This window comes from Terasakiella pusilla DSM 6293, from assembly GCF_000688235.1.
GTDB lineage: Bacteria > Pseudomonadota > Alphaproteobacteria > Rhodospirillales > Terasakiellaceae > Terasakiella > Terasakiella pusilla.
On the sequence record NZ_JHYO01000016.1, the window covers coordinates 51,898 to 66,245 of the forward strand.

General features: G+C 42.8%; 7 protein-coding genes. 3 read left to right on the forward strand and 4 right to left on the reverse strand.

Going from position 1 to position 14,348, the window contains the following annotated elements:
- The 3 genes from Q397_RS22300 (at position 1) to Q397_RS22305 (ending at position 7,758) form a co-directional block, all read left to right on the forward strand.
- Positions 1 to 2,112: a site-2 protease family protein gene (locus tag Q397_RS22300; RefSeq protein ID WP_051609968.1), complete on the forward strand. Its 2,112-nt coding sequence runs from the start codon at positions 1 to 3 to the stop codon at positions 2,110 to 2,112.
- A 363-nt stretch (positions 2,113 to 2,475) separates the two neighbouring features.
- On the forward strand, positions 2,476 to 6,336 hold the full coding sequence (locus Q397_RS0112115; protein ID WP_028879649.1) for an ATP-binding protein: 3,861 nt from the start codon (positions 2,476 to 2,478) through the stop codon (positions 6,334 to 6,336).
- Positions 6,337 to 6,637: 301 nt separating this feature from the next.
- Positions 6,638 to 7,758, forward strand: a protein-coding gene (locus Q397_RS22305; protein ID WP_420864632.1) for an IS3 family transposase whose coding sequence is annotated in 2 segments (ribosomal slippage) — positions 6,638 to 6,884 and positions 6,884 to 7,758 — 1,122 coding nt in all. Because the reading frame shifts where the segments join, the coding sequence is not laid out codon by codon here.
- Between the two features lie 217 nt (positions 7,759 to 7,975).
- On the opposite strand, the gene Q397_RS0112130 is transcribed toward Q397_RS22305, so the two are convergent.
- The 4 genes from Q397_RS0112130 to Q397_RS0112150 form a co-directional block, all read right to left on the reverse strand.
- Complete coding sequence (locus Q397_RS0112130; protein WP_028879651.1) at positions 7,976 to 11,014, reverse strand: tyrosine-type recombinase/integrase; 3,039 nt, start codon at positions 11,012 to 11,014, stop codon at positions 7,976 to 7,978.
- 1 nt (position 11,015) lies between these two features.
- The gene (locus tag Q397_RS0112135) at positions 11,016 to 13,226 is read right to left on the reverse strand and encodes a hypothetical protein (protein WP_028879652.1); all 2,211 of its coding nucleotides are present in this window, start codon (positions 13,224 to 13,226) and stop codon (positions 11,016 to 11,018) included.
- Entirely contained in the window at positions 13,219 to 13,737 is a 519-nt protein-coding gene (locus Q397_RS0112140) for a hypothetical protein (RefSeq protein WP_028879653.1), read from the reverse strand. Before Q397_RS0112140 ends, Q397_RS0112135 begins: the two co-directional genes overlap by 8 nt.
- 401 nt (positions 13,738 to 14,138) lie before the next feature.
- Positions 14,139 to 14,345 (reverse strand): hypothetical protein, encoded by a 207-nt coding sequence (locus Q397_RS0112150; RefSeq protein ID WP_028879654.1) that lies wholly within the window; start codon positions 14,343 to 14,345, stop codon positions 14,139 to 14,141.
- Between the last annotated feature and the right edge of the window lie 3 nt (positions 14,346 to 14,348).

Genomic DNA, 14,348 nt, shown 5'->3' on the forward strand with positions numbered 1-14,348 from the left:
ATGGGGAATACGGACCTTCCCCCGTTAAGAGAAGACCTCCTCTTAAAAGAGGGGCCGACGGACTTTGCAGGGGCGCCAACCTGGAGCATTTACGATCCTGCAAAAAGTCGTTATTTGCGATTAAATGCTGTGGGCTTCGAGATCATCAGACATTGGAAGCCTGGCCCGATTGTAGACGTGTTAGAGCGTATAAACTCATCCTTAGTTCAGGATATTCATCAAGACGATGTCATGTCTCTACTTGTTATCCTGACCCGCAATGAGTTTCTTATGAAGTCAGGAAGAGAGGGGATTCAGCAATTAAAGGCGCATCATGACGCTTTAAACGTAGCATGGTACAAAAAATTTCTGCATCACTATCTTTTCTTTAAAGTTCCTTTGATTCATCCTGATCGTTTTCTACAACAGTCCAAACGCTATACGGATGTCTTTTATCAGCCTGTATTTTATATGGGAATGCTTGCCTTAGGACTGGTTGGTTTATTTTTATTGTTGCGCGAATGGACGCAATTTACCCGTACTGTTCCTGATATGTTCTCTTTTCAAAATGCCCTATGGGGAATGGTGGCATTAGGCCTTTCTAAAATTTTACATGAATTTGCCCATGCTTATACGGCGGCGCGTTTTAACTGTCGGGTACCAACAATGGGGGTGGCCTTTATGGTTATGTGGCCTGTTCTTTATACCGACATGAGTGATACATGGCGCCTAAATAGCAGGAAGGAGAGACTTCTCGTTGCAAGTGCAGGAATGATCTCCGAACTTATTCTAGCCCTTTTGGCGACCTTGTTATGGACCCTGCTGCCTGAAAGTGGATTAAAAGATGCTACTTTTATCTTAGCGACGATTGCTTGGGTGATGACATTGGCGATTAATCTCAATCCATTCATGCGGTTTGACGGATATTACATTTTTTCAGACCTTTTAGGGATTGAGAACCTGCAAGATAGATCTTTTGCTTTGGCTAAATGGCGCATGAGGGAATGGTTCTTGGGCCTAGGTGCCCCGCCACCTGAAAGTTTTCCAAAGCACCTCAAGCACATTTTGGTAATTTACGCCTTTTTTACATGGGTATACAGGCTTCTCCTTTTTCTTGGCATTGCTTTGCTTGTATACTTCATGTTCTTCAAAGTTCTGGGCATATTCCTGATGGCTGTTGAACTTATATTTTTTATTGGAAAACCAATTTGGACAGAAATTAAAGTGTGGTGGTCTTTACGCAAAACGGTTGGGTTGTCTAAGGCAGCCCTTCGAAGCTTATTTCTTGTCCTAGCTTTGATCCTTTTTCTTGCCGTTCCCTGGCAAAAAAGTATCCAAGCCCCTGCCTTTATACGCAGTGCTCAATATACCCAGGTCTTTCCCCCAATATCAGGTCAATTGCGTTATCACGCATTAGTGGATGGCAAGTCTGTCTTAAAGGGTGAAAAACTACTCGAGATATATTCACCGGAGCTTGAGTATGAGATTCAGCAAAGCCAACGCCGCCTTCAGGCAAAGCAGGTAATGCTCAAAAGACTGGGCACAAATAGGGCTGAAACAGAAAGGTGGCCAGTTGTCTTGCGCGAAATACGTGAGGAAAAAACGCGCCTTGATGGATTAATAAATCAACAAGAACAGTTGATTGTCAGGGCGCCCCACCAAGGTGTTGTTTATGATATTTCACCTCACCTTCATAGCCAACGCTGGCTATCAAAAGAACAAAGTGTTTTCAGGTTGGTAAACACAGAAAAGCAGGAGATCTTGGCCTATGTTGGAGAACGTGACTATCACAGGCTGAGAAAAGGGGAGACGGCCCGTTTTACGCCTAAAAACGTTTATTCTTCTTCTGTGGAGTTGAAAATTGTTGAAGTTGCACAGGTAAATACCAATGCCGTGGAACACCCAGCTCTCATAGAAAAATTTGGCGGACAGCTCGCTGCGAGAGAAATCGGAAAAGGCCTTTATACCCCCACGGAGGGTATCTATAAAATTCGGCTTGAACCCATAGAAAACCTTCCGAGTCTTGATCAAGTCACCTTCGGCAGTGTCTCACTCCCTGTTCGTCAAGAAAGCATCTTGAAAGGCTTCATAGATACCATGGGGGCTGTCCTCATTCGAGAAAGCGGATTTTAAAACTATAGGTAAGACTGAAACTTGATGGGGCGTACTAGAGTGTAGTCGGGTTTCAATTAATGCAAGCCTCGCTGAATTACTCGAGAATTCTGGATCTGGCAAGCCCCTAGTATTCTAGACACCTGATATTTTTTCGTAATAGCGTTTTTCGAACTGTGACATCGGATTTCTCCCAATAGGGAGTCATGGCGATGCCTCAGGTCTACGACAAAGCCACACCGGATTAACTTATTTGAGATAGGCAGCTTCTAAATTGATGTCTAGTAGGAATTAAATTTGATTATATCTTAGGTGGTTTTATTGTGCATAATATTTCTTATGAATGTTTTGCGAACGTTTGAATTTGCTTGGAGAGACCGTGGTATGAGTGTTGATGAAATTGATCTCGAAGAAAGCTGGAAAAAGAGCCGCCATGGGGCTTGGGCTGGTCGGGGTTTCCACTATCAACATTTGGTAATTGTAGTTTTGTTGCTTCGACAATGGGCAGGGAAAGCCGAATGTGGTTTTGTTATTCCTGAAGGACTTGAGGATTGCGTTGTTGAATACTCGGAGAAAGAGGTCTGGATTCAGGTCAAATCTAGAAAAGAAGGTGAATTTAGAGCTCAAGAAATCAAAGGTATTCATCAAGGAATGCGAGAGAAATCTTCTTCGCTAAATATGGCGAAGCAATTTGTGCATTTAATTGTTGCTGAGAAAAGTTGCTCTGATTGCTCTGAACAATCTTTTGATAATTTGCATGAAGCTCCAGCCGACTCATTGATTGTATGTTCTTCGCCAGTTAAAGAAGCTCTTGAAATTATAATTTCAACTTTAAATATAGATGATGTAATTGCCGATAAAATTATAAGTGATATATATCGCTACGTTGCGGAAATATCAGAGCGAAATGCGAGTTTGAGTTATGATTTAAGGGGACGAATTTCTGTTTCTGATATTGAAAATAGAATTGTTAACTTGCTTGAGGCATCTGATCCTTCAGTGATTGAAGAAGCGCTTAAAAGGCATTTTATTAAGCCGATTGATTTCAAGACACCGCTGCAAGAACCTAGCTTTTATTTAGGCGTGAAAGCACAACCAGGGCATATTGCTCAAAACCTTATTGTTGAGCGGCCGGAAGAATACCAAATAGTTGAAAGAACTTTAAAGCAGAAAAGATTTCTTCTGATTTCCGGGCCGTCGGGTTCTGGGAAATCCGCATTTTTATGGTCTGCATGCGCAAAACTCACGAGGGAAATAAGATGGTTTAGTATCAATATCAATCTTGATGTCGATGCTGTTCAATCTGTAGTGAGTTTTATCAAAAGTAAGATTGCTGTCACATCGGCTCCCATTGGTATTGCATTTGATGAGATTGGAAGCGTGAACAAAGATGCATTTAACGCTCTATATGAAGAAATATCATGTATTCCAAAGGTGTATTTGTTGGGTTCTATCCGTGAAGAAGACAAGTTTTTGATCCGAAATTCAGCCGATATCTCTTTTGAGTCTATAGCCCTCTCAGAGACTTTGGCGAAATCAATTTGGGAAAAACTCAAAGTGGAGGGCTCAAGCCCTTGGGAACACTGGAGGGAACCATTTGAAAACTCAGATGGTTTGATGTTGGAATATGTTCACTTGTTGACGAAAGGTGAACGGCTGCAAAAGGTGATTAATCAGCAAATTCTCCAACGTGAAAAAGAAGATAGGGAGGATGAACTCTCGATTATCCGGAGCTGTTCAGTAATATGTTCGCAAGGTGCAGAAGTAGATATTGATAAGCTTCTCGTTCAAATAGGGCTTTCAAAGCAACAAGGACGAAAAGCTCTTCAAAGGTTGATTGATGAGCATTTGATTTTTGAAAATAGGCCGGGAGTTTTGGGAGGAGCTCATCAATTGCGTTCCCTTGCTCTCAGAAACGCCTCTCATGACGAATTGATATATCGATGGCGTGATACTTACTGGAGTTCTATCGGTGCAGCGACTAAAGAAACGATACCTTTTATCGTGCGCTCAGCTTTCGAGGTGCCGCCTGAAGATTTAGAGTACACATACACAGCGGTCGGGAAAATTCTGGAAGATGCTGAGAGTGCTGAGGGGTTCTCAGCAATTCTGACAGGCGTGGGCCAAGCTGCAATTTCATATTGTGTTGATTTATTTATTGAATGTCTTGTTGGACACGAAGTACCACGTTCGTTATGGAGTTTTGCGTCAATGTTTGTTGACCCTAAAACGAATATTCCTGAGATGGATCAATTTGTTGAATGGGGCAACCTGCGGCAAGCTGTTTTGGCTTACAGGATGAAGGACAAAGTTGATTTCCGGCTAGAATGTTTAAATAAAATTGAGAGAGATACAGCCATTCCTCAATGTTCGAATTTGGGGGAAACACTGCACTTAATGTCGTGCTGTGTTCCAATTGTGGGGCTCAACGGTATTAACGTTACTATGGCTCCTGATATTGAGCTGAAGAATGATTTTGAAATCTATGAGGTGGCCGATTTATTGTCGGTTGCAGAGACAATCTCATTAGATTGTGCAAAGGCTCTCCATCAAGCGTTCGGTGGGAACGATAATCTATTTCGATGGTTCTATGAACAAACTCCTTGGGTCACTTATCCGGAGATTACAGAAAATGATGAAGGTAAAATCATCGCGAGGGCAGATTATCATTTTATCTTTCAGGAAGAGCAAGATGATGTTCATGCAAAAATCGTTGAAATATGTGAAACGCTAAAGGCAATTTCGCCAACCTCTGATGTTTTGGCATCGGAGGTTATTACGCCTTTAGGTCATAAGATAGATGATAGCTTAGGCCTTTCATGGTCTAAGGAAATTCCGCGTGAAAATTTACACCCAAAGACAATAGTTGCTTGGAATGTCGCATTTAGGCAGATGTTGTTGGCGAAAGTGTCCGAAGAAAGTTTAACGAGTTACGTTCTCGTTATGAGCGACCTGCTTGTTAAAACAGAACAGGTTTTTGGCAAGTACACTGAAAAGTGGATCAGAGGAAAACCAATATCGGGCACTGATCAAATCGCGTCAGAGATAAATTATGTATTGGAAGAAGTGAAAAAGCATGCATACGCAAGCCAAGTACAGGTGGCCGAAAAAATGCTTTCGCCGGGTGAAAAAAGGTGGAGTGATGAGAGTTTTAGCTCTCTAATTAGTGGTATTCTCGGAAATCTTTTGCCTCGCTTGCTAAAAGCAGGAAATGGTGAAAATACAAAAGGTACTGCAGTTTTTGCTAGTGATCTTGTTGCTCAATCAGAAAGGTACAGAAACTCTGAAATTTGGCGTGTTGTAGATAAAAAGCCCGAAGAAACGTTGATAGCAATATCAAAACGTTTGAAAGCTGTTTCCAATATCTTGCATGAGATGGACTTTGATAGGATTGCTTGTACGAATGCAGTCATACGTGCAGCTAAGAAGGGCGGTACACGAAAACGTATTTTCGCGGCTGAGAGATGGTGCCTTCAGAATTCAGAGAAAAGATATTTCAGTAAAATCAAAGAAATTAAGAGCGGATTGGAACGTGAGGGAAAGAGTGTTGATTTTTATTACAAAGAAATTGATCAACAAGATTCCTGGGTGTGGCCATCTAAAGAAGTCGCTATCGTTTTTGAGATAAATGACCTAGAGAAGGAAATGTATTTTCTGGATGAGATTTATGAGGTTGCTCAAAGCGTATTTAATGGAGACTTTCCATACTGTTTTGTCCTCAGCTTAAAAGGCTTTCTGTTAGATAACTTTGCACTTCACCCCGTAAACAATAGGCCATTTCCTGTGGAGAATTTTAAAGGAAGGTGGGGTGATGTTATAGGTCTGCCATGCTTGAGCGTACCTATTATTCCCCTTATAGACAAAGCCCTGAATGCTTGTGGTACTCTATCTGGTATTATTTCTTGCAGAGATTTGGATGAATTAAATGTTCTAGAAGAGACTTTGTTTGATCGTGCGTTAGAAACTTTCGAGAGTGCTCATTCTAAAATCGTTAAAACCGCGGAAAAAACGAATCATGAAAATGAGTTGCTCGCAGCCGATTTTGTTGCTGAATGCTGGGAGGCGGTCAGGAATGAGTTTGAGTTATCAAAAGCAGGCGCTAAGAGTTCAAAGCCTTTTTATAATGATTTTTTGCAAAATCTTCTTGGGAAAGAAGCTGAACTTCCACTGAAAGCAGCGCATTTGAGAATTATCTTGTATCAAGCTGAATGTGAGAGATTAAGAACTGATTTGGGGCTTCGATAATACGCACTTTATTGCTTAAACTACTCCAGCCTATGACGTTTTTTGACTCTATGCTATCGTCTCTCCTAAGGAAAAAATAAGGGGCGAAAAGTGTATATTAAACGTCGTTATCTTCAGGTTTCACCACCGCCAGACCCAAATCAAGATATGTCTCCGCAGTCGTTCGATTTTTTCGATGATCGGAAAGTGGTAGTCATCCTTGGCGGACCGGGTATTGGGAAGACGACTGAGTGCTCCTCTCCCCGGATGTTGATCCAGTAGGTAGTTAGTGTTTTCATTATTTTGAACAATGGAGACACTTATGAAGCGTAGATTTACAGACGAACAGATCATCGGAATTTTGAAAGAGAATGAAGCTGGGGTCCCGGTCAAGGAGCTTTGTCGCAAGCATGGCATGTCCGATGCGACCTATTACAAATGGAAGTCCAAGTTTGCAGGTATGGAGGTCAGCGATGCCCGTCGCCTTCGGGATATGGAAGATGAGAACCGGCGTTTGAAGAAGCTAGTAGCAGACCTATCGCTGGATAAAATGGCTTTGGAAGAACTGCTAAAAAAGATCTGAGCCCCAAAGACTTTCGCAAGGCCGTCAGCATCCTTCAAGCTGTAGGATTGAGCGAACGCCATTCTTGTCGTCTCATCGGGGCTGCCCGCTCGACGATCCGCTATCAATCGGTTAAATCGCCAGATACGGATTTGCGATCTAGGATCAAGGAACTGGCGGACAAGCATCGCCGTTTCGGTCATCCGAGATTGCATGTTCTGCTCAGGCGGGAAGGCTTTGGGGTTAATCATAAAAAGACCCATCGGATTTACACCGAAGAAGGTCTGCAAGTCAGGAAACGCAGAAAGAAGAGGCGTTGTGCCATTCGTCGGCAGCCGCTGATCCTGCCCTCAAAGCCCTTGCAGAGATGGAGTATGGATTTCATGAGTGATCAGCTTGCCAGTGGTCGTCGTATTCGTACGTTCAATGTAATCGATGATTTCACAAAGCAGTGCCATGCTATGATCGTGGATACATCCATCTCAGGCCATCGTGTCGCTAGAGAGCTGACACGATTGATTGATCTTCATGGCAAACCGGAATTCATTGTTTGCGACAATGGCACCGAGTTCACATCCATGGCGATGTTTGATTGGGTGCAACGTTCTGGCGTAGAGCTGCAATTCATCCAACCGGGCAAACCAAGTCAAAACGGATTTATCGAAGCCTTCAACGGACGGGTTCGTGATGAGTGCTTGAATGAGAACCTTTTTTCATCACTCAAAGAGGCCCAAGAAATCATTGAGAACTGGAGAAAAAGATACAATACAGATCGACCACATTCCGCCCTGAACTGGGCAACGCCAAATGAATTTGCATCATCGTGTTCTGGGGTGCCCCAGAACACGATGGACAGAACGGCCGTTACATGCCATGCCTAATTCACTAACTCCTCACTGGCATCAATTATGGGAGAGGAGCAGGCGTCAGAAAAGAAAAGTCTGTGAAATCGAAATGTTTTGGACGCAGAGAAAAAGATCGAACAGATCTAATTTTGTTATGTGATTGGAGGGGGGAAGGAGGGAAACACTAAGTCTGCCGTCACTTTGTAGGTCAATCACTGAACTAGGGGTATTTTACGTCGAAGCATGTTGAGGTTCAAATTCGTAATTTTGGGTAAACCTCAGGGTTTAGAATAATAAATTCTAAAACGGCATTTTGGAGGGCTCGGGAAGCTTGTTGTTTCGAGCAGTTTTTCTTCATATCTTTTTCCAAAAGCTTGAGGCGAGCTGTCATATATCTGGAACGAGGAGATTGCACTTGGACGATTTTGTGGATTGAGTGGCCTTGAAAAATATTTAGCCAGCTACTTTCAATGCGGTTTTTCACAACGTCTGACGCCTTAACTGGGTAGTCATAGGTAAGTGAAAATCGTGCCATTGGAAAAATGGGCAGTAAGATTGTTAAGGCCAGCTTTAATTGGTTGGGGTGATTGAAGGAAACACCCGCTTCTGATTGATCGCAGCCTGCGACAATATCTTTTGCAAAAGATATGACTTTAGCTGGGGACCTTTTATAAAGTTTGGTGAGATGATCAAGAAGCGGCGCTAGATCGTCCGTCGCGCAATTGCGCAGATCAGAAAAGGGCAAGACATATTTCTCATCTGTATTTTTCCTTAAAACCGAGGGGAAACGTGGGTTGTTGTACTTGGTTTCAATTTCGGCAAGGTGTTTACTGACCTCAATTGATTCTACAATCTCAGCACGGCGGTTTTCCGGCCAATGACTTCCGAGCTTTTTTCCTAAAACGATGTAGTTGTAGAGAATGGTGTGAAGGTTTTCCTTGGTAAACTCCAAGTCGGACATGTCTTCAAGGCGTGGTTGGTTTGCAGCGCGCGTGAGACGGATCACTTTCCCAAAGCCGTTTTCTTTCAAGCTTTTGATGGCATGATTGTGAAGATCGGTCCAGAAATGAACACTCTTCGAAAGTCTTGTGGCTGTATTTGCGGATACTGCGAAAAGGTTCTTAATTTGGTTAGAGGCAAGGCGATCCGTTCGTTTTTGAACTGTGCGCAACCAGATTAGGTCTGTCAGGTGGAGATAATGTTTGAACGTGGTGTCAGCTTCCCCATGGCCGGCCATCTTGGCGAGATGGAGGAATGCAGTCTTGCTATTGTTTCTACCACCAAAGGCTATGTTAAAAAGATTTCGGGCTTCTTCCTGTGTGTGGTTGGTGAAGGTCTCGACAAGTTCAAAATCCTGTTCAATTATTAACTGCATTTTTGAAAGGGCTGAATGCCGAAAATGGTGAAAACTCAAATGTGTTTCACCCGATATCGACTTGAGAAGACGAGAGATGAGATAGCTGATCTCTCCTGTGTTCCATTTGCTTTGAGGTTGCCCATCGTGATGAAAAACGAGGTGCTTTTGACGAGACGGAATGCTGCACAGGAAGCCATGAATATACGCGTATTCTTCAAAAGGCAAGAGTAACCAAAGAGGAAGAATGCGTTGGGCGTTTCTAGATTTATTTTTTCCGAAACGATTGTCACGGATAAGAAGGTTAAATTGCTTGTTTCCTTCAATGTCGGCGCCGGTTAGTTTTAACAACTCCCCAATTCTCATGCCCGTTCGGTGAGCCAAGATAACGAGAACTTCCAATCGGGTTATTTCGTCGGGTGAGAGGGCCTTGGATTGGCGAATAGCCGCCCGAACGTCTGCATAAAGTTTTTCATCAATGAATCCTGCTTTGACAAAACTGAGTTTCCCCGGTTTTCCTGTAATCAAAGGGAGATCGAGTGGCGTTAGTGTATTTTGTGAGACATGAAATTGATGAAAGTCCATCAGACGAAATGCGGTGTTGTCGCGTTCTGTGACGTTTGCTTTACGCTCGATAACGTTTTCATAGATGGCAAGCCAATCGTCAGATGTTAGTTCAGAAAGATCACAAGTTGGCGTGTCGTAGATTAAGAAACTCCCAATTTGGCTTAGGTAAGAATATGTTGAGCTAACTGCGATTTTGCGTTCTTTGAGAAGGAAAATAGACCAGTTTTGCAGGAGGCGGATAATAGAAAAAACTGGGGTGAAGGCCTGAAGGGCAGCGATGATAGGTTTAGGATTGTGACCCTTTTTTAGAATTTTATAGAGTTCTTTCAGTTCTTTGTATGCTGAATCTTTTACTGTGCAGCTGAAGTTTGGCCTGCTTTTTGGTGTGGTTCCAAGCAGGCGGGGGTGATCCTGCAATGAAGCTTTTCGATACGTTTTCAATCCAAGAAGTCGTTTGAAGTCGCTAGTTGGGAGAGAGGATGTCAACAATCGACCCGTTGAAACTTCAATTAGATATTCTGGAAGAGAAATGCCTGGCTTCAGTTCAATCGCACCATAAGCGATTTCGCAAAGTTGTTTTAACTGGTTTGCTCCTTGGATCGGCAAGAGATTACATTCGACCGATTTGGAGGTGTCATTGAAAAGTTTGAGAATTTCGTCGTCGCGTTCAGGCAGGGGGCCTCGTTTTTCTTTAGAAAGGTAGAGATGGATTAAAGACAAGGTATGGGGGTCTGGAAACCATCTTCTGAGACAGACTTCCTCCCCCTCCACTCGATGGTTGGGGGACGCTTTCGGGTCTTTGTAAACAAGGTCAATCCATACCCAGTTTTTAGCCGTTTCAAATGGAGTTTGACTTGAATTTAGCTTTTTAATGAGCTGACTAAGGCCAGCTTTTGTCGCCAGGCCACCGTATGTCATAATGCTAAGCAAAATATAGCACTGAAGATGCGTTTCATGCTTTTCCATATCGATGTTGATGAGTTTGGCTTCCAGGTCATAAAACCATTTCCGGAAGGTATTGACTTGCATTTGGTGGCCAAGTTTCCTTCGCGATGGCCGTCTGATCGCTTGGTTGATCTGAGGTGCTTTTGCGAGCTGCCAGTTTTCTTCATCGTTGATGTTCTCAATAAATTGGTTCAGATGCAGAATCGCTTCCTTTTTTGTATTTAGGTTTAATTTTTGTTCTTTAATAAACCTGACAAAGGTATTCAAATTTTCCATATGATTTGAGCAAGAGCGAGGCAGGATAAAGAGCCCAGGGAAGTGAGTGATGAGATTGCTTCTAAAGGCGTCTTCAAAATTTTGAATTGCTTTAGCACGGGCTTCTTTGCGCGCTTTGCGACCAGATGCAGCATTTGAGCGTGTAATCATCTTATACGCTCTCCCAGCCGTTGAGTGGTGAGATGGCTAACGTGGTAAAGTGTTTTTCAATTTCAGTCGTAATGTCTCTAAACTCTGCAAGCGATGATAAGGAAACTGGTGAGCTATATTCCAGACCGAATGGTGCGTGGCCAAAGAAGTTATAAATGCAGGATGAGGCCACACGACTTCTCAATAAATGAGTATAGAGATAATGCCGGGCCCAGTTGTCCTTGAGCGCCGGCAGGCAGAGTTTTTTCTCTATTTTCGCTAAGCCTGAAGGGCTGACTGGGGTGAGCCTTTTACCATTGAAGAAGAAAAGAAAATCAGCTTCTCCAGAAAGTGATTTTCCAATTTCTTTAGCGAGGTCGGGATTGCAGATGGAATGGAAGAATTGAGAAGCTTCGAGGTGTTTGACATAGAGGTGAGTTTGTCGGAGAGCTGTCTGAGATAATGGGATGAAACGAGCGGACTGTTCTTGTCGATTTTCCTTATCGCAAATCCAAATAAATCCATGTTCTAAATCGAAGTCTCCAATGTTTTCAAAGGGGCTTCCCACAGCGCGATGTCCCGTTGCCAATGACAGAAGCTGATGGGTATAAAACGTATACATATTGTGGAAGTCCTGCCATTCTTCCGTATTGGCAAGATGATGTTTGAGTGATGAGAAACGCGCTTGAACGATGTGTTCTTTGGTGATCACATTGCTGCCGATCATGGTCTTTGATGAAGGTCGTAAGGATGGTTGCAATTCATCGATGTCGGTTAATTTTTCTAGATAGGCAGTAAAACTAGAATAGGCAGATGAAAGGTCAACACGATCAATGCCTGCATAGAAGGTCGGCGGACAGTGTTGTGGGGAGTGACCGCTGAGCATGGCGATAAGTGGGCTCTGATAGCCGTGAAATTCAAAAAAGCGGTTGAAGATATCAGCGATTCTGTTTTCAGAGAGACGATTTTTGAAACGTCGGTTCAATTTGGAAAAATGATCTCCGTAATTGATGTTTGTTAGAGCGTCATTAACGAGCTGTTCTTTGAGTAGTTCTGATATCTGAGCAGGCATAGGCAGCCAGATTTGCTTTTCGGTTTCGTGATAAACTTGTTTGGCATTTTTCTTTTTATTTTCTGGTAATTTGACGACGTAAACCAGACATACAAGTTTATTCATCAAGACCCATTGTTCTCCGTTTTCTAACTTATCGTGGGACTTTATGGGAAGTGCAGATAGTTTGTGAACAGGCCGACCTGTCAGAATAGACAGGCAGGTCAGAAGTGAAGCTTGATTTCCTTTTATTACGCCTTCGAACTCGAGGAGGAAAAGTTTTGTTACTTCATTTTCAGATAAATTATCCCAATCAAAGATGCTTTTGCATGTTTTGTGGATAAAGGCATTGGCCAGACCTTGCCCTTTAATCCCTCGTTCAATCTGCGTTCTTTTGTTGTTGCTCTGACGTTGATCGTTGAATTCAATGAACAGGTGAGAGGAAAATTGATCGAAGGTTTGTTCTTCAATGTTGATGTTTGGTGAGGTGCTTTCCGGCGGATTGATGAGAAAGGAGAGAGGATCATCCGTGCCAGGCGCTTGAAGAGTTATTGTTTTTTGCTCGCAATCCCAATTATGTTGGTTCCTCATACCATGTTGGTTTTGGGGTTGATTTGCTCCACGGTTGTCGATTAACGATTTTAAGGGGTTGAAAAAGTCTTTGAACCGACGCGTTTGGTGGATGGAGATTTCTTTAAATTTTCCATCAAGGTGGTTGATCAGTTGATGAACAGAGGTTACGTGGTCGGGCATGAGCTTCAATAACCAAAGGAGCTTTTCATCCGTTAGGTTACGAATGACGTAGCAAAATTTTTGGAGATCATTGAAGGCTCGGCCTGTCGTGAAATACCAGACACTGACGCATAGTCCGATCGCTTTAAGGTCGTTAAGGAGATCGGTTCTGGGGTGAGGGAGGTCATAGTTGCGGGCAATCATCGCTGCAACGGGAAAGTTGGTCAACTTTTTCTGAGATTTAAGTTTCGTATACAATTGCCTGACTTCCTCGTTAGAGATCCTAGAGGAGCTTGGTAGCTGGGTGATGATTGTTTTACTTTCTGGCCCCTCTAGGCCAAGTCTTTCGTGTGCGCGGTTCAGATAGAAATGTGCCAATCTTTGTAGAGAGACATTGCTTTGGTCAGTTGGGCTGAATGGACGCAAAGAGGAAAGGAAATGTTCAGTCATGAATTTTTCCTTTCAAGTTTTGAATTTGAGTGCGTAATTGTTTGTGCGTTACACCAAGGGCAGGGGCGGCGTTTTTGACCTGCTGTAAAGAAGTATCGAAATGATCAATGGTGAATTCTTTGGCTAGATATGACGAGGCCGCTCGCTGAAGACTGGCAAGCCCGGTTTTTGGCTTAAGAGAGTAGAGTTTGATGAAGCCAAGGTAATTTACTGATATTCGACGAATGTCATGTTCAGGGATTTTTTCGTAGAGGCGGACCGTTACTTTTTTGATATGGTGATGCTTAATTAGGCGAACGGCTTCGAAGTTTGAAAAGAAAAGATAAGCTTTGTCTTTTTTTACAACCGAGATGGTCGTGTTCTCAAGAATTGCTGAAATGTCTGCTTTTGTGAATTCTGAAGACTTCCAATGACGATCAAGTTTTTCCCATGCAATGGCAGCAGGTTCTGCGGATGGATGTAGCAATAGTGGTGTCGTTTGATTGTTGATGTAAGAAATGCTAGATTTCATGACAGTTACTCTCTTCGTGTCTAAATGACATTTTATGCCACATCCACGGGCATTTCGACGCCCTTCCTAGATGGGTAAAATACCGAAAAAGAAATACAACACTAATTATTTGTTATTTAATGCTTTGATAATAAAAGGAAAATGTATTCCCGCATTGAAATGAAGAATGCATTTTATGTGGAAAAAAACGGTGTTTTTCTTATGAATTTTGGATTTTTTAGCTAATGTATACTTTTTAGGGGCTGCAAAACCTTTATAGAGCAATAGGCCTAGGTATGATGTTTCCCGTTGTTAGTACGATTTTGCAGTAGATATAAGAGTTGTTGTATATGCAAATGAAAGAAGGGGAGGCGAAGGTATAGCCTGCCTCCCCTATAGTTTGTTTTCAATTGATAGCACTATTATTCGGGGCGATAAATAATCCCCGGGTCCAACACGATCTCTGACCCATCTACATCACAATAACTCTCATCTGGTGCTAAGACGGCAGCGTAGAAATAGCGTTGTCCGTCAGTGCAATCTAGGTACTCAAAGATTTTGGCACCATTGAATTCTCCACACTCTGGACCATGTTTGGTTGGTTTTGGGTATTGGTCGATGGTTTTCATGTC